Source organism: Psychrobacillus sp. PGGUH221 (genome assembly GCF_042055255.1).
GTDB lineage: Bacteria > Bacillota > Bacilli > Bacillales_A > Planococcaceae > Psychrobacillus.
Map to the genome: position 1 here is coordinate 1 of NZ_JAQMHQ010000005.1, position 15,797 is coordinate 15,797.

Annotated in this window: 18 protein-coding genes, 8 tRNA genes and 1 rRNA gene; 1 reads left to right on the top strand and 26 read right to left on the bottom strand. The window is 36.9% G+C overall.

The genetic code is table 11. The features are described from left to right. The 24 genes from PGC35_RS09105 to acpS form a co-directional block, all read right to left on the bottom strand. Positions 1–61: ribosomal RNA gene (locus tag PGC35_RS09105) — 16S ribosomal RNA — on the bottom strand; the annotation flags it as partial. Between the two features lie 152 nt (positions 62–213). Beyond that, positions 214–287: transfer RNA gene (locus PGC35_RS09110), tRNA-Gly, on the bottom strand. 31 nt (positions 288–318) lie between these two features. Beyond that, positions 319–395, bottom strand: a tRNA-Arg gene (locus tag PGC35_RS09115). Between the two features lie 8 nt (positions 396–403). Next, positions 404–490, bottom strand: a tRNA-Leu gene (locus PGC35_RS09120). 63 nt (positions 491–553) lie between these two features. Next, positions 554–629: transfer RNA gene (locus tag PGC35_RS09125), tRNA-Lys, on the bottom strand. Between the two features lie 8 nt (positions 630–637). Further along, positions 638–712, bottom strand: a tRNA-Gln gene (locus PGC35_RS09130). A gap of 3 nt (positions 713–715) precedes the next feature. Continuing rightward, positions 716–791: transfer RNA gene (locus PGC35_RS09135), tRNA-Asp, on the bottom strand. A gap of 27 nt (positions 792–818) precedes the next feature. Continuing rightward, positions 819–890, bottom strand: a tRNA-Glu gene (locus PGC35_RS09140). Between the two features lie 6 nt (positions 891–896). Continuing rightward, positions 897–971: transfer RNA gene (locus PGC35_RS09145), tRNA-Asn, on the bottom strand. An 80-nt stretch (positions 972–1,051) separates the two neighbouring features. After that, positions 1,052–1,522, bottom strand: coding sequence for a SprT family protein (locus PGC35_RS09150; RefSeq protein ID WP_056830848.1), 471 nt, complete (start codon positions 1,520–1,522; stop codon positions 1,052–1,054). 59 nt (positions 1,523–1,581) lie between these two features. After that, complete coding sequence (locus PGC35_RS09155) at positions 1,582–3,750, bottom strand: Tex family protein (RefSeq protein WP_375218930.1); 2,169 nt, start codon at positions 3,748–3,750, stop codon at positions 1,582–1,584. A gap of 89 nt (positions 3,751–3,839) precedes the next feature. Continuing rightward, positions 3,840–4,436 (bottom strand): PP2C family serine/threonine-protein phosphatase, encoded by a 597-nt coding sequence (locus PGC35_RS09160; RefSeq protein WP_053591685.1) that lies wholly within the window; start codon positions 4,434–4,436, stop codon positions 3,840–3,842. Beyond that, positions 4,433–5,218, bottom strand: coding sequence for an RNA polymerase sigma factor SigB (sigB, locus tag PGC35_RS09165; protein ID WP_056830854.1), 786 nt, complete (start codon positions 5,216–5,218; stop codon positions 4,433–4,435). Before sigB ends, PGC35_RS09160 begins: the two co-directional genes overlap by 4 nt. Beyond that, entirely contained in the window at positions 5,196–5,666 is a 471-nt protein-coding gene (gene rsbW / locus PGC35_RS09170; protein WP_053591683.1) for an anti-sigma B factor RsbW, read from the bottom strand. The genes sigB and rsbW overlap by 23 nt, the downstream gene beginning before the upstream one ends. Beyond that, a complete protein-coding gene (locus tag PGC35_RS09175) occupies positions 5,653–5,997 on the bottom strand; it encodes an STAS domain-containing protein (protein ID WP_375218931.1) in 345 nt (114 codons plus the stop codon). The genes rsbW and PGC35_RS09175 overlap by 14 nt, the downstream gene beginning before the upstream one ends. Positions 5,998–6,066: 69 nt before the next feature. Continuing rightward, complete coding sequence (locus PGC35_RS09180; protein ID WP_375218932.1) at positions 6,067–7,065, bottom strand: PP2C family protein-serine/threonine phosphatase; 999 nt, start codon at positions 7,063–7,065, stop codon at positions 6,067–6,069. A 14-nt stretch (positions 7,066–7,079) separates the two neighbouring features. After that, complete coding sequence (locus PGC35_RS09185) at positions 7,080–7,481, bottom strand: anti-sigma regulatory factor (RefSeq protein WP_053591680.1); 402 nt, start codon at positions 7,479–7,481, stop codon at positions 7,080–7,082. Positions 7,482–7,486: 5 nt separating this feature from the next. After that, complete coding sequence (locus PGC35_RS09190) at positions 7,487–7,849, bottom strand: STAS domain-containing protein (protein ID WP_053591679.1); 363 nt, start codon at positions 7,847–7,849, stop codon at positions 7,487–7,489. Next, positions 7,846–8,676 (bottom strand): STAS domain-containing protein, encoded by an 831-nt coding sequence (locus PGC35_RS09195; protein WP_375218933.1) that lies wholly within the window; start codon positions 8,674–8,676, stop codon positions 7,846–7,848. The genes PGC35_RS09190 and PGC35_RS09195 overlap by 4 nt, the downstream gene beginning before the upstream one ends. A gap of 176 nt (positions 8,677–8,852) precedes the next feature. Continuing rightward, positions 8,853–9,203 carry a type II toxin-antitoxin system PemK/MazF family toxin gene (locus tag PGC35_RS09200; protein ID WP_053591677.1) on the bottom strand — a complete coding sequence of 117 codons (351 nt, stop codon included), beginning with the start codon at positions 9,201–9,203 and terminating at the stop codon, positions 8,853–8,855. A 4-nt stretch (positions 9,204–9,207) separates the two neighbouring features. Further along, on the bottom strand, positions 9,208–9,489 hold the full coding sequence (locus PGC35_RS09205; RefSeq protein WP_375218934.1) for a transcriptional regulator: 282 nt from the start codon (positions 9,487–9,489) through the stop codon (positions 9,208–9,210). Positions 9,490–9,604: 115 nt separating this feature from the next. Next, on the bottom strand, positions 9,605–10,720 hold the full coding sequence (gene alr / locus PGC35_RS09210) for an alanine racemase (RefSeq protein ID WP_375218935.1): 1,116 nt from the start codon (positions 10,718–10,720) through the stop codon (positions 9,605–9,607). A gap of 68 nt (positions 10,721–10,788) precedes the next feature. Continuing rightward, the gene (locus tag PGC35_RS09215) at positions 10,789–11,808 is read right to left on the bottom strand and encodes a LolA family protein (RefSeq protein WP_375218936.1); all 1,020 of its coding nucleotides are present in this window, start codon (positions 11,806–11,808) and stop codon (positions 10,789–10,791) included. A gap of 59 nt (positions 11,809–11,867) precedes the next feature. Then, positions 11,868–12,221: a holo-ACP synthase gene (gene acpS, locus PGC35_RS09220; RefSeq protein ID WP_053591673.1), complete on the bottom strand. Its 354-nt coding sequence runs from the start codon at positions 12,219–12,221 to the stop codon at positions 11,868–11,870. 66 nt (positions 12,222–12,287) lie between these two features. On the opposite strand from acpS, the gene PGC35_RS09225 reads away from it, so the two are divergent. Further along, on the top strand, positions 12,288–12,920 hold the full coding sequence (locus PGC35_RS09225; protein ID WP_375218937.1) for a rhomboid family intramembrane serine protease: 633 nt from the start codon (positions 12,288–12,290) through the stop codon (positions 12,918–12,920). Positions 12,921–13,706: 786 nt separating this feature from the next. Here PGC35_RS09225 and PGC35_RS09230 read toward each other — a convergent pair. Together PGC35_RS09230 and PGC35_RS09235 are read right to left on the bottom strand one after the other, a co-directional pair. Next, positions 13,707–15,212 (bottom strand): PH domain-containing protein, encoded by a 1,506-nt coding sequence (locus PGC35_RS09230; RefSeq protein ID WP_375218938.1) that lies wholly within the window; start codon positions 15,210–15,212, stop codon positions 13,707–13,709. Beyond that, entirely contained in the window at positions 15,205–15,684 is a 480-nt protein-coding gene (locus tag PGC35_RS09235) for a PH domain-containing protein (RefSeq protein WP_375218939.1), read from the bottom strand. The genes PGC35_RS09230 and PGC35_RS09235 overlap by 8 nt, the downstream gene beginning before the upstream one ends. Positions 15,685–15,797: the final 113 nt, after the last annotated feature.

The window sequence follows — 15,797 nt, forward strand, 5'->3', positions numbered from 1 at the left end:
CTTGCATGTATTAGGCACGCCGCCAGCGTTCGTCCTGAGCCAGGATCAAACTCTCCATAATAGAGAACTTAAAAAGCTCATTTTGTTTTGCTGGCATCATCATTAAATGATGTCAAAATTGTTTGCTCTCCGACTAACCGAAGTTAGTCTATCAAGCTATATGTCTTAACGTTTTGCATGTTCAGTTTTCAATGTTCATGTTTTAAAAAATAATGGAGCGGGTGAAGAGAATCGAACTCTCATCATCAGCTTGGAAGGCTGAGGTTTTACCACTAAACTACACCCGCGTTAATATAAGATATAATGTTGTTGTTTTTTTGGCGCGCCCGGCAGGAGTCGAACCCACAACCTTCTGATCCGTAGTCAGACGCTCTATCCAATTGAGCTACGGGCGCATGTGCTTTGGTGCGGCCGAGAGGACTTGAACCTCCACGGGGTTAACCCCCACTAGGCCCTCAACCTAGCGCGTCTGCCGTTCCGCCACGACCGCGTAGTTATCACTTAGGACAAAATTTATTATACTCCCAAAACGAGAGATTGTCAACAACTAAAATGGTGAGCCATGTAGGATTCGAACCTACGACCCTCTGATTAAAAGTCAGATGCTCTACCAACTGAGCTAATGGCTCGAAATAAATGGCTGGGGTACCTGGATTCGAACCAGGGCATGACGGAATCAAAATCCGTTGCCTTACCGCTTGGCTATACCCCAACATGGCGGTCCCGACCGGGATCGAACCGGCGATCTCCTGCGTGACAGGCAGGCATGTTAACCGCTACACCACGGGACCTTTGAAAACAAATTATATAATTAGAAATGACCCCTACGGGATTCGAACCCGTGTTACCGCCGTGAAAGGGCGGTGTCTTAACCGCTTGACCAAGGGGCCATATAATGGCTCCGAAGGTAGGACTCGAACCTACGACCGATCGGTTAACAGCCGATTGCTCTACCACTGAGCTACTTCGGAATAATTTTTGTCGTTTTGTTTTACTCGACTTTTTCTATTATAGAGAGCCTTTAACAAAACGTCAACCACTTTCCCGAAATTTATTTAGAAATTTTACTAGTAACTAAAACTAATTTCCCTAAACACTTGCCACACCTGTATTTCTCAGTATTTAATCGAATTTTTCGATTATATAGAAGTGAGCATTTTTCACATGAATACGTATAGATTTTCTTCCTTTTAATCACTTTAGGTTCAACGAGGGTCGAACAAAATCTTGGAGAGTTTGTTCTTTTTAGAAGTTCTCTAAAATCGGCATCTCTATGTTTATATCCTTTTCCCTCTATATGTAGGTGATAATGACAAAGCTCATGTTTTATAACACCAACTAATTCTTCCAACCCATGTTTTTCAAAGACTAGTGGGTTTATTTCGATATTATGTGTTCGCAACAAATACCTTCCTCCAGTTGTTCGGAGGCGCCTATTAAAGGTAGCTTCATGTTGAAAGTCTTTCCCAAAGATTGTTTTTGATACATTGCATACTAATTTTAAAAGTTTTTCATCTGTCATTTAACTCGCTCCTAAAAAAGAACTTGTCCAATGAGTGCTCATTGGACAATTCTTAACTCTCACACTTGTTCTTGTGGAGGTAGCATCGTAAGTGCGATTCTTCCTTTATTGGCGTCATACTGTTCTACCCATACAGTTACGATGTCTCCTAATGAAACGACATCAAGTGGATGTTTAACAAATCCTTTTTTCAGCTTAGATATATGAACTAGTCCATCTTGTTTTACACCTATATCGACAAATGCTCCAAAATCCACTACGTTTCGAACTGTTCCTTGGAGCTCCATTCCCGTTTGAAGATCTTCCATCTTAAGTACATCTTTTTTCAAAATCGGTTGCGGAAATGCTTCTCGTGGATCTCTTGTAGGTTTAATCAATGTATCCACTATATCTTTTAGTGTGATTTCACCAATCTCTAATTCCTTACTCACATCTACAATATTAATATTCTTCAAGGCTTCTTCTGCCTCTTTAGATCCGATTTGAGACTTTTTCAATCCCGCAATTTCTAATACTTGTTCTGCAGCTTTATAGCTCTCTGGGTGAATTCCAGTGGCATCGAATGGATTTTTTGCATCCGGAACACGCAAGAATCCAATTGCTTGCTCATAGGTTTTAGCTCCAAGTCTAGGAATTTTCTTTAACTGTGCTCTTGATGTAAATCTACCTTGTTCGTTTCTTAGATTCACGACATTTTCTGCTACTGTCTTTGATAGCCCTGAAACGTATTGTAGTAAAGATGCAGAGGCAGTGTTTACATTAACTCCAACCTGATTAACTGCAGTTTCTACTATAAAAGAAAGTGATTCGGATAGTTTCTTTTGGGATACATCATGTTGGTACTGACCTACACCCACTGCTTTTGGATCGATTTTCACAAGTTCTGCAAGGGGATCTTGTAAACGTCTTGCTATGGAAACGGCACTTCGCTGCTCCACCTGCAAGTCAGGAAACTCATTTCTTGCAGTTTCCGATGCTGAGTAAACACTGGCACCTGCTTCATTGACAATAACGTACGCTACATCGCCTTCTACTTCTTTTAAGCAATCAACTATGAATTGCTCTGTTTCACGAGAAGCTGTCCCATTTCCGATTGCAATCAATGAAATTGGATATTTCTCTAAACAAGATAGAACTCTTTTTTTAGATCCTTCTACGTCCATTTTAGGGGCATGCGGATAAATAGCGGATACTTCTAATAATTTTCCTGTATCATCTACTACCGCCAACTTACACCCTGTTCGATATGCAGGGTCTACACCCAAAATTATTTTTCCTTTTAAAGGAGGTTGTAGTAACAGATTACGTAAATTTTCCGAGAATATATGAATTGCTTGTGCTTCTGCTTTTTCTGTCAGCTCCGTACGAATCTCTCTTTCAACAGATGGTTGAATCAAACGTTTGTAAGAATCTTCAATGGACATTTCTACATGTCCAACCGCATCACTGGAAGTGTTATTTGGAACCCATTGTAATTTCATAACACTAGTTACTTTTTCAATAGGAACTTGGATACTTACTTTTAGAACATCCTCTTTCTCACCACGATTTAAAGCTAGTGTTCTATGCGGTACTATTTTTTTCACCGGTTCTTCATATTCATAATACATTTCGAATATGTTTTTCTCATCTAATTCAGCCTTTTTGACGGAGGAAATCACTTTACCATCTGCTCTAGAGATATTACGTATTTGTTCACGAATTTTTGCATCATCTGCAAATTGTTCTGCTAGTATATCTCTTGCTCCTTGAAGAGCATCCTCAATAGTAAGAACTTCTAATTTTTCATTTAAATAATCAGTTGCTAATTTTTCTACCGACTCTTTTGGGAAAGTAAGTAGCAAGTTCGCTAAAGGTTCTAATCCTTTTTCTTTTGCAATCGTAGCCTTCGTTCTTCTTTTTTGTTTATAGGGACGATATAAATCCTCTACACGCTGTAGTACGGTTGCATTATTAATAGAAGTAATCAATTCTTCAGTTAACTTGCCTTGCTCGTCTATTAAGCGGATAACCTCTTCTTTTCGTTGTTCTAGCTGTTGTATGTAATTGTACCGATCTTCAATTGCTTTAATTTGCACCTCATCTAAAGATCCAGTTTGTTCTTTTCTATATCGTGCGATAAAGGGAACTGTATTTCCTTCTTCTAATAGTTTGATTACTTGTTCTGCTTGCGTAGTTTTAACGCCTGTTTCTTTTGAAACAAGCTGTAACATTTTTTTTATTTCCAAAACAAAGTCACCCTTTCCATATTGTATCTATTTTAACACAAGCCCCCTACTTGTCTAAACTGAACCAAACAAAAAAGCTTACCCTAATGCTAGAGTAAGCTTCCTGCGATAAATGTTGCATCATCACCATGCTTGATAATGTCAATTAAAGATTCATATAAACATTTGGTGCTATTCGCCCTTTTTAATGTTTCTTTCGGATTCTTTAATTCTACTCCATCCGAGTGCATCAGGAATTTATCCTTTTCAGAGTAAGAGTAAGTTTGAGTGCGAAACTTTTGCTTCCTACCAGATAGATAGCCCATTACAGGTAAAGGATAGATCATTTTGTCTGTTTTACTTTGATACATGTAAAATTTAATATTGCCAACGCAACTATAGGAAATAGTTTTGTTCTTTAAATCTGCTCTTACAATTGCAACTGCGGCGCCTCTCTTTTGAAACATTCTTTCATTGCAAAGTAACAGCAAATCATCCAAAGACTCATTTAGGTTGTTAGCAAGAATCTCAGGCATTACATCTGCTGATTCTTTTGCAACCGGACCATTTCCTAGTCCATCCGCAATAGCACAAAGTAAGTAATCATCATCTTTATAAATATAGTACGTATCCCCAGAGTCCAAGTTACCTGTTTTAGCTTCTTGATAGACCAAAACGTCTACCGATTCATCTGAAATATATTTCACTCTTCTACTCCACCTGACGCTAATATTGCTGCTTGCAATTTTTTTATAGCTTTTCTTTGAATTCTAGAAACATGCATTTGAGAAATCCCCAAACGATCGCCAGTTTCTTTTTGACTTAATTGCTCAATATATGTAAACTGAATTATTTCTTTTTCTCGTTCAGAAAGTATATTTAAAGCATTAGCTACAAGTAAACGTTGATCTGTTTTCTCGTACTCTCCGTCTGTGTTTCCAATAACGTCAAAAAGAGTGATAGTACTTCCATCAGAATCTGAATCCAGCGAATGGTCCATAGACAGAGCCTGATAGCTTTTACCCATTTCCATCGCTTCTAAAACGTCTTCTACTTCTACTCCTAAATAATCCGCTATTTCTGGGACTAACGGTGATCGCTGATATTCAATGGTTAACGTTTCTACCGCTGCACGAATACGTGGTCCTAGCTCTTTAATTCTTCTAGGAACATGGACCGCCCAAGTTTTGTCACGTAAAAACCGTTTAATTTCACCAATTATCGTTGGAATTGCAAATGCTTCAAAGTTTCTTCCAAAGGATGGATCATATCTTCTAATAGCACCTAAGAGTCCAAGCATCCCAACTTGTACTATATCCTCATGATGTGACTTACCATTAGAATATTTACGCGCAATCGATTCCACGAGTCTAGTGTAATTTAATACGAGATTCGTTTGTGCTTCTTCACTCTCATTTTGTTGATAATCTTCGATCCATTTTAAAATTTGTTCCTTTGATTGTTTGTTATGAAGAGATGTGTTCGACATTTTCATCCACCTGCTCTACTCCGACATACTTCGTCATAAATACAGTTACACCCTCTTGGTGATGGACTTTAACCTCATCCATTAACGTTTCAATCAAATATAACCCTAGGCCGCCTTCCCGTAGAAATGAACCTTCTTCTAAATCGTGATACGGTCCAACTTTAGCTTTTGTTTCCTCAAAGTTAAAGCTCTTTCCATGATCTGCTACCATTATTTCTAGTTTATCTTCATAAACGGCACATCCAATTACTACTTCGCCTTCCTCATCCTCTGTATAAGCATGTTGAACAGCATTAGTAATGGCTTCACTAGCTGCGATTTTTAAGTCCTCTATATCGTCATATGTAAATCCAATTCGATTTGCCAACCCAGAAATTGTTAAACGAGCAACACTTACATACTGTGGCTTTGCAGGCAATCGAATTTCAACATAATCAAACGGTTTCATCTATTTTCACCTCTTTACTAACTGCTTGAATGTCCATAATCTCTCCTAAACCAGTTATATCAAACAATCGTTTTAAACGAGATGAAAGACCAGTTAATTCTAAGTGACTATTGGAAGCTTTAACGCTTTTGTAAAAGCCAACAAAAACTCCTAAACCTGTACTATCCATATATGATACATCTTTCAAGTCTAATTCAACTTGAAGATTTTCTGCTAATTGAATTTCTGCTAATTTTTCTCGAAGAATAGGTGCGGTAAAAGCATCAATTTCGCCTTTAATAATCCCTGTCACCTTCATGTTTTCTTCTAATAACTCTACTGTAATATTCATTATTTTATCCCCCGTTTTCGCTATCTATAGTAATCTATACCACATTTTAGCCAGTGATAAACATTTCTATTACATTTTCTTTAAGATGACCAATGTAAAATCATCTCGTTGTTCGAAATCCTGTAACTCTTCTAACTTATGGAATACGTATTCAACCATTACTTGCGCAGGTTCATTTTTCACACTTTCAATGATTTCCATCACCTTTTGTTGTTCGATGAAGCCTTCCTTCGAGCGACACTCTGTCACACCGTCTGTCATCATGACAACAAAATCACCTTTATCTAATACAATAGATTGTTGTTCATATTTAACATTTGGAATAACACCAAGGAGTAAGCCTTTTGCCTGTAACTCTTTAAAGCTACTGCTTTTTTCACAATAAAATAATGGTGGTTCATGTCCAGCAGAAGCGTAAGTAAACTCGTTATTCGTTGAATCATATGTTCCATAAAACATCGATATAAACATTGAATCACTAACACTTTTCTCTACGATCCTATTAATAATATCCAAAACAACAACAGGTTCTGTTTTTGCTCCTGATAAACCATCCATCCCATACTTAATCATCGACATACAAAGTGCAGCGGGAATTCCTTTTCCAATAACATCAGCTACAGCTATACCTAAGTTTGTTTCGTCACTTAAGAAATAAGCATAATCACCATTCATTTCTTTTGCAGGGACAGAAATCATTCCAATATCTAAACCAGACATATTTGGAACTTTTGTTTTTAGCAATGTTTTTTGAACGTTTGCAGCTAGTTCCATTTCCATTTTAAAATTTTCTTGTTTTTTTATTAAAGTTTGATGCTCTTTTAGCGCCAAACCATAGTGAATCATCACTTCTATTAATAAATCAAAAGAATGTGAGACGTTCTCAGGTAACTCGGGCATTATTTCTTCTAAAGAGGCCTTATGTATGCTTATAACATCTTCCGGGGAGATGTTCTTCTGTATAAGTTGCTTACTAAAGTTTTGCCCCTCATATAAATTATGCTCTGTTTGCTTTAACGTATAATCTTTTAATATATTTTTATAATCTCGTTTAAACTCTTGAGGCACTCCTCAATCACCTCCTATCTAAGCCACTTAGTAGCACTAATCTTTGTACCCTCTCCAATTACTGTCTCAATCTTAAAATTATCCATCAAACGCTTCACACCAGGAAGTCCTGCACCTAGTCCACCGGAAGTGGTATAACCATCTTCCAAAGCTTTTCGAACGTCCGCAATTCCTGGGCCTTCATCCGATGCAATAACTAACAATCCTTTAAGATTGCCTTCTGTAATATGGTTGATCTCTATCTTTCCTTTTCCAGCATATAAATAAATATTGCGAGCAAGTTCACTGATAGCTGTTGTAATTCTTGCTTGGTCGACTGTTCCAAAGCCTACTTCCTTTGCTTTGTTTCTTCCAAGCTGCCTTGCAGCAACAATGTCCCACTCTGTTATTATATCAACAGAAGACTCAAAGTTCATATGGATTAGGCCTCCAATTCTCGTTCTAATTTTTCCAATCCATTTTCTAAGTCCAGGGCTGTTACTATATTTTCTAGTCGAATCCCTAATTCTATCAATGTAATTGCTACTGCTGGCTGAATTCCAGTAATGACAACTTTTGCTCCCATAAGACTAGACATACTAATAACATCTCCTAGCACTTTTGCGATGAAGGAATCGATAAAGTCGATTGGAGTTAAATCTAGCACTACCCCTCTTGCAGAAGTAGTATGAAGCTTGTCCAATAAATCCTCTTGAAAAGATATTGCCGTTTGATCATCTAGCTCCCATTGAATAGAAACGATTAAGCAGTCTTTTAATTTTAATATTGGAATTCTCGTTTTCATTGTTCATCCACCTCTACAATAGCTCGATTTGTAAGAGCAAGCGCCTGCTCGACTCCTTTTTGCATTGTGCTAGTTGTTGTAAAATCATTTAAATTGATGCCTAGTGCAACGATTGTTTGTGCAATTTCTGGTCGAATACCAACAAGCATACATTTTGCCCCAACTAAACGAACGGCATCTGCCGCTTGAATAATATGGTGCGCTACCATTGTATCTACAACTGGAACACCTGTAATATCTAGCAATACGACTTCCGCTCTATGTTTTACTACACCATGCAATAAATTTTCCATGATCAATTTTGCTCGTTCCGTATCAATTGTACCTACTAAAGGCATTACTGAAATTTTGTCGAACATCGGAATAAGAGATGCTGATAATTCCTGTAAAGCCATTTTTTGTACTTGTACAGTTCTATCCCATACTTTTGAATACGCTTCGACAATACTATGTGTTAGTGGTGTCATCCAGTTATTAATAATTTCCATATAAGATTGAATATTCTTTTCATTTAAATAACCGTCTTCATCCATTTTTTCATAGAGAACATTCGTAAAATTAGTTAGCGCTTTTAACACGAAAGAAACGGACCATCCGTATTGTACTACTTTGACCGAGAACTCATTTAACTTTACTTTATATATTTCTTCACTTTCTGTTAAACTAGATATAATCAGATCTCCAAATTCACGTACAGTGTTATTAATAATTTGATCGGACATTATTTGAAAAAATCGATCGTCGTTCTCCTCTTCCATTTTCACTGTCCACTTTTCTAATATGTCATCTAGATGCTCGTGAATATACCCAGCAATTTGTTTATTCATTTTATTACATACAACTCCTCAATCAAAATTGTTAGTATTATTGTATCGGATATTCATTTACTTTACATCTTTTTCAACTACTCAAAAAAGATTACGTTATTACATAGTTTAACATATTTTAAAAAATAAAAAACACGATGTGTCTCGTCGGTCACACATCGTGTTTTATCTATGTATTAAAATTTTACAATTCCTAAGCTTATACCTAAAGCATGATCTACTTCATCCATGACATCTTCATCAAGATGTGTAATTTTATCGGTAAGTCGTGATTTATCTATCGTTCGTAGCTGTTCTAATAAAATAACAGAATCACGTTCGAAATCATACTGTTTTGCATTTATTTCAACATGTGTCGGCAATTTTGCTTTTTGTATCTGTGCGGTAATTGCTGCAATGATGACAGTAGGACTAAATCGATTACCAATATCATTTTGTATCACCAAAACGGGTCTGGTGCCCCCTTGCTCAGACCCTATTACTGGTGATAAATCTGCGAAAAAAACGTCCCCACGTTTTACGATCAAGTTTTCATCCTCCACTTACGAGTCGCTCTGTCGTATGTTGAGCTTCATACTCTGCATGTAAACACTCAGTGCAGATAGTTAAGTTTATATGAGACATTTCAACATAGCCCTTCATCATCGCTTCTCTTATAAGATTTGACTGGCCTTTCTTCATATATTCCTTTGCCTGTACACGTACAATACTTTCACTACCAGCTAATGATTGTTTTACGGTTTTTACTCCTTCATTAACCATTTGCTTTGGAAGCTGAATAATCGCTTCCTTTTTCTTTTTATCACTTACCACAGCAAACACCTCCGACAAAACATTTCCCTATATGACAATATACTTTATATTACCACTACTATCAGCGAAATAAAAGACATAATAAGAAATGGTTTGACAAATTCTGCTTGTAGTATTATTTTGTCGAAGTTTTATTACTGTATACCCTTGGAATTCTATTAGAGAGCATGCAACAAACTTCATATGGTATTGTTTCTAGTGCATCTGCCCATTCTTCGATTTTGATTTCTTCCGTTTTTTGTTTGCCTATTAGAACTACTTTTTCACCTATAGAAACGGGTTTTTTTAGTCGAATCATGCATTGATCCATGCAAACCCTTCCTACTATTGGTACCCTTTTTCCTTTTATTAAAACTGCCTGGTTTTGCAACTTTCTTAACAGTCCATCTGCATATCCAATAGGAAGTGTTGCAATCCATTCATCTTCTTCAGCTTTGTATGTTGCCCCATAGCCTATCGGTGTTCCTTTTTCCACTTTTTTAACATGCACCACTTCAGTTTCGAGAGATAGTGCTCTTTTTAAAGGGAAAGGTAAACAATTATTCATAAATGGAGAAGGAGCAATACCGTACATGGAAATTCCATAACGAACTGCATCCCAAGATTGATCGGGATACCTTAAAGCAGCAGCACTATTCGATGTATGAACCATGTCCGGTTTTCTTTCGAATAATGAAAGCATCCGTGCAAAATTAGCTACTTGCTTATGAAAATGTTCTTTATCTTCTTCATCAGCTGTGGAAAAATGCGTGAATACGCCAGTTACTTGTAGATATTTTTTTTGTTTAATAAATGCTATTGCCTCTTTTAGTTCTTCTTCTTTTACGAAACCGATTCTTCCCATACCACTATCTATTTTCAAATGAACTTTAAGCGATTCATCTTGAACGGTTTGGAGCCATTCAAGAGAATACGCGGTTAATGAAATATTCAACTCAGAGGCTTTTGAGAAAAAAGATGCTGGTGCTGCTCCGAGTACAAGAAGTTCAGCTGTTATTCCTGCCTCTCTAATATGCAGTGCTTCCTCTGGAGTCGCAACTGCTAATACTTTAGCACCAGCATTTAATGCGGCATTTGCCACTTCTATATCGCCATGCCCATAGGCATTCGCCTTTACTACTGCAATTATTTGTGTGTGCTTTGGGAGTGTTTGCTTCAATTGTTGTATATTTGATTGGATTGCTTGTAAGTTTATTTGAATGAATGTTGGTCGATACAATAATTGCGACATGGAACTTACCTCTTTTTCATTTTTAGTGTTTATTATCCCCCTCTTATGAAGGAGTAGTCAACACTCAATCACTTCGGTTCAGCTACGGACATGGAGGATGCTACTTCTATCATTTCTTCTTTCGATAAAGATGACGAAGCTAGGAAGAAGGACATTCCATCTTTTTCCCAAGAAATAGATTGATCCGTTACAGCACCAATAGCAAATCCTAAATCAACTGGATCTCCTGGTGCAAATACTGGAATCGTTGAAGAAGTACTCTTCTCCGTGAGCTGTTGAATAATTGTAAACTCTTTTTCACCGCTAAATGTTAAAATAACTCTCTTATCACCATCTACTTCTAAAACCTTCTCATCAATTAAATGCACTTGATCAATTTGCGCCATTGGATAGTGTGTTTCAAATTCAGCATTGTCCATATCAGCTGAAGCTTCTACTGTCCCTTCATCTGCTTGACCAGTTGGTGATTGTTCAATTTTGAATTCATCCGCAGTGTGAACTTTACCCAATGTCACCTTATTAAATTTAATGTGAATTTGTTCTTCTTTATTTTCATTTAAGATAGAAACATCTGTTGGTAATAATGTCTTTTTGTCGATATAGATTTTTTGGAACGGCAGCATGTTTTTATGGTTATTATTTGTTTTTGTTTCAAAGACGTATTTATTACCTTCTTCTTTAAATTTGGCAGATTTGTCTTTTTTAATGTCTTCCGCAAGAGAACCTATTAGATAGGCTTGGCTATTTTCAGATGGCCATTTGCTTTGGAATTTATACGTTTTGTTAAGTGCAGGTGTTACAACAAATACTCCCTCTTTGTTTCGAACAATCATTTGCGTATTTTCTTCTTTTGCGTCAGCAACTTTCACGCGGTAAAAATCTGGTTTTGTGTGCCATACTTCCACTTGATAAACTCTTGGATCTTGACCCGTTTGAATACTCATTTCTGCTGTCAGTTCATACCCTTTCGTATCTATCCATTTGTTGCTCAACTTTTTCAAAACGTCTTCTTTGGATTGGGCCCCACATGCAGAAAGTATCAGGATCATCGTTAATGCAAACAACAATTTAGCCAGTCGGCTCTTCAAATCAGTCCACCCTTTCTATTATCACTGCGTTCGTTCATTGTATGTAGGTGGACTACCATTTATGATTCCAGAATTACTTGAGCAGCTGCATATTCTTTTGTATGGGTGATTGAAACAAATCCATTTACTAGCTTTCCTTTAAAATAAAGGGTTGGTCTTCCACTAGTCTCTCGAATTATTTCAATATCTTGAAAACTACAGTTTTTGCCGATTCCAGTTCCCTTTGCTTTGGAAAAAGCCTCTTTCGCAGCAAAGCGTCCTGCTAAAAATTCTATTTGTCTGTTTTCGGATAACCCTTGCATCTGCTCAATTTCTTTTTTTGTAAGAATACGTTCTTCGAATTTGTTTGTTTTATTTTTAATTGATTTCACTCTATGTAGTTCTGTAATATCTAATCCAATTCCAGTAATCACGAAGTTACTCCTTTCAAATGCCGCTAATACAGGCTATACTATTATTAGAAAATTTGAGGTGACGATATGTTTGTAAGAAGAGAAAACTTTAAGCAATATATTAAGTTATATCCTGTTGTGTCTATTTTACTTGCTTTGAATATTGTTATCTTTATTCTAACGGGTATTCCAATTCTAGGGGATCAATTATTTAATTTAGGAATTGGTTTTAATTTGCTCATTAGTGAAGGTGAGTATTGGCGATTAATATCACCAATGTTTTTACATGCTGGCTTTATGCATTTGCTTTTCAATATGTTCTCTTTGTATCTGTTCGGTCCAGAGCTAGAGCGATTAACTGGAAAAGCACGCTTTTTAACAATATACTTCCTATCTGGACTTGTCGGTAATATTGTTACCTATTTAATTCAAGATTGGAATTATATGAGCGTTGGTGCTAGTGGAGCAATCTATGGTATTTTGGGAGCATTTGGCGCTTTAGTTTATTATACGAAAAATTTATTGCCACAGTTAAAACAAATTATCTTGCCTATCATTGTAATTGGTGTGGTGATGACATTCCTTCAAGCAAATATTAATGTTACTGCCCATATAGCGGGGCTAGTTACAGGGTTTATCATTGGGTTAATATACTTCCACCCAAAACGAATCGCAGCATGGAAAAAGAAAAAGAACAAGAACAAATTGAAGGTTTTATAAATTTTAAATAGAAAGAACAGCCTATTCTGGCTGTTCTTTCAGTTTGTAGATAAACTCGATTTTTTATATAGGATAGATTAGGTTTTCGAAGCTTGCCGCAGGACGCGGTGAACTTAGATCTTCCATTTGACGAGGCGCACTTATCCTTCCTTCCTATCCTTAGCTGAGGACAATGCAAAATTCTATAGAATTTGACTTAACTAGATAATGTCGTCCGATAAATAAGAAAATCGTTGAAACGGCTCCCTTTCCGCGGGCGTTGCCTTAGCCTCCTCGCTATGCTGCGGGGTCTTCGGCTAACGCTATTCCCGCAGGAGTGTCGCCTTTTTCAACGATTTTCTATTAATACTAATTGAAAAAAATCAAGTGATAAAAACTTGCTCTATTAATGGTATGACATTTTGATTTGAAAAGCGGATAATAGTTGATTGGAGTGGAAGGCGGCGACTCCAGCCGGAATAGCATGAACTGAAGACCCTGGACTGAGCGTAGCGAGGGAAGCGGCTGAAGTCATGCCGGCGGAAAGCGTCCGCCTGGAATGGAAATTAACAGGTCTAAATAAAAATCGAGTTGTGAACAATTTGTCGTTCACATACTGTTATGAAATCTCATTGAGAACTTTTTCAGTGCCCTCTGACGCTTCTCCAAACCAATAAAATGCTACCTTTTCATTTCTATATACTCAGGAAGAATAATCGTGAGTTTATAGAAATTGATGGCATAAATCAAAAAGATGAGCAAGACCAATTTCCCAACTGCCTTTTGTCTTTAATCTTAAAGAACAGCCTATTCTGGCTGTTCTTTTTCTATCATATGAGGTTTGAGTGGTTCATACCAATTGAGTAGCTTTTCTGCATCCGATTTATCTAAATGAGGAACAGTGGATGATTCGCCACCTATTCCCGATTTAATAGTGGTGATAACGGATGATATGTTTTGTCTTTTTTGAAAATAAGTCGTTCTTTCCGTCATAGACTGGATGCGTCTCTTTTCCATCCAAATCGTTACTTTACTAATATTTCGATAGCGCATTATTAAGTGCTGTCCCTCTATTGCATATCCAGCAGTTCGATGTTGCCACATTCCTAAGAGGTAACTTAGAGGAATTAAAATAAGCGACAGGAGCCCAAACGGATAAAAAAAGTAAATAACAGCCGCACATATAGGAATAATCCAGAGATAATCTAGTCGGTAGAAAAACCTTCTCGATTTCTTCGGAACTTTTGTGAATGTTGGTTCCATATGAATTTCATGAAAAATCTGTTCCAATACGTGATTGATTTCTGCTTTTTTTATTAAAGGTAGCAGTCGAATCTTTTCATCCTTCTCTGCAAGGGACCCACCCGCACTATCTACAATAACTGATGCAAATCCTGTCCATTGCCGAAGAGGATTTTCCACAATCCTTACCCCTTGAATTCTAGAAAGTGGTAGGGTGATTTTCTTCTTTTCCAATAACCCTCTTGTAATAATTATCTCGTCATCTTCTACACGAATAGTGAAGTCATAATAATTAATAAGGGTAAGCACTACAGATACAATCCAGGCAACCAATAAAACAAGGAAAACAGCCAATGCTATTAGAAGGGCTCCAAAACGAATGAACACCACAATCTCATCATATATTTTTTCATAGGGGATGATATTGGAAAATTGGGACGCAAATACGGCTATCCCCGAGAAAAATACTCCCATTCCACCAGAAGTGCTCGCTAAGACAAATAAATCTTTCATCGAAATTTTAAAAATCGGTCGCGTCTCTACTTTTACAACTTCTTCTATTAGAATCGATTCATCTATTTCTATTTCTTCTGATTGCTTATTTTTAGCTAGTAGCATTTCTTTTTTTATTTGTTCAGCGGCTTGTTTTGTTATTGCGGTTAATTCGGCGTCCGCTTCTTTTGTTGGTCCGCCACCTGCCGTTTCAACTTTTACTTTAACAAGACCGAATGGTCGATGAAAAATACCCTCTGTATAGTTTAAGCTTTGAATACGATCAAATGGAATATATCGTTTTTTCTTGACGAACAATCCATACTCGATTCGCAATTCTTCATCCTCGAACCAATATCTAAACCGTTTCCACTTGATGATACCGCTAACTAATAGAAATATTAGAACAATAGCATAAATACCTGATGTAATATAAGAAGACCAACCATCTGATTCGGTACTTGTTCCAAAACCATTTAACACCACGACAGCTATTAACGGCACAATCATATCTTTTAAAACTTTCACAAAGTTAATAACAGCGGAGATTGGGTGTAGCTTATATTTTTCGTTAGACATCATCTTCCGCCACCCTTGCAAGTACAGAAATTCTTCCCCTTAGTTCATCTGCTTCTTCTGTAATGAGTGCAGGAATAGTATGATTCGTCGCTGCAGTAGAAATAGTAATAGAAGCTAAATCGTACTTTCTTAATATTGGACCTTGCTCCGTATCAACATGTTGGACACGAACCATTGGTACCAACGTTCGCTTCACTACAAATAATCCATGCTGTAATTCAATTTCTTGTTCACGTACTTCATAACGCCAGCGCATCCATCTTACTTTGGGAAATAAGTAAATCAATAAATATGCGATCAATAATACAACTGCTCCTACAACTATGTATAACCAAATAAAGTTCCCAGTAAAATAATTTATAACACTTACTCCAACTCCAAGCAAAATCGCAAGGAGCGTTTGAAAGATTCCATAAATTCTCCACACGCGAAGCCCTTTTTCAGATATCCGATTTATTGGTTCTGTTCTCATTGTAAACACCTCTTCTCTTGTCATTGTATACGATTTGTAAGACAAAATGTTTCAAAATTTTTAGGAATGTTTCTCGCAGTCTATCAACTTTTAATAGAGTAATCCGGTTTTTT

Coding starts and splice junctions, on each gene's coding strand:
- PGC35_RS09185 (WP_053591680.1), bottom strand. CDS start 7,481: ATGAACTTTGAGTCTTCTGTTGATATAATAACAGAGTGGGACATTGTT.
- PGC35_RS09190 (WP_053591679.1), bottom strand. CDS start 7,849: ATGAAAACGAGAATTCCAATATTAAAATTAAAAGACTGCTTAATCGTT.
- rsbW (WP_053591683.1), bottom strand. CDS start 5,666: ATGAAACCGTTTGATTATGTTGAAATTCGATTGCCTGCAAAGCCACAG.
- PGC35_RS09195 (WP_375218933.1), bottom strand. CDS start 8,676: ATGAATAAACAAATTGCTGGGTATATTCACGAGCATCTAGATGACATA.
- PGC35_RS09235 (WP_375218939.1), bottom strand. CDS start 15,684: ATGAGAACAGAACCAATAAATCGGATATCTGAAAAAGGGCTTCGCGTG.
- PGC35_RS09225 (WP_375218937.1), top strand. CDS start 12,288: ATGTTTGTAAGAAGAGAAAACTTTAAGCAATATATTAAGTTATATCCT.
- PGC35_RS09175 (WP_375218931.1), bottom strand. CDS start 5,997: ATGAATATTACAGTAGAGTTATTAGAAGAAAACATGAAGGTGACAGGG.
- alr (WP_375218935.1), bottom strand. CDS start 10,720: ATGTCGCAATTATTGTATCGACCAACATTCATTCAAATAAACTTACAA.
- sigB (WP_056830854.1), bottom strand. CDS start 5,218: ATGTCGAACACATCTCTTCATAACAAACAATCAAAGGAACAAATTTTA.
- PGC35_RS09230 (WP_375218938.1), bottom strand. CDS start 15,212: ATGTCTAACGAAAAATATAAGCTACACCCAATCTCCGCTGTTATTAAC.
- PGC35_RS09150 (WP_056830848.1), bottom strand. CDS start 1,522: ATGACAGATGAAAAACTTTTAAAATTAGTATGCAATGTATCAAAAACA.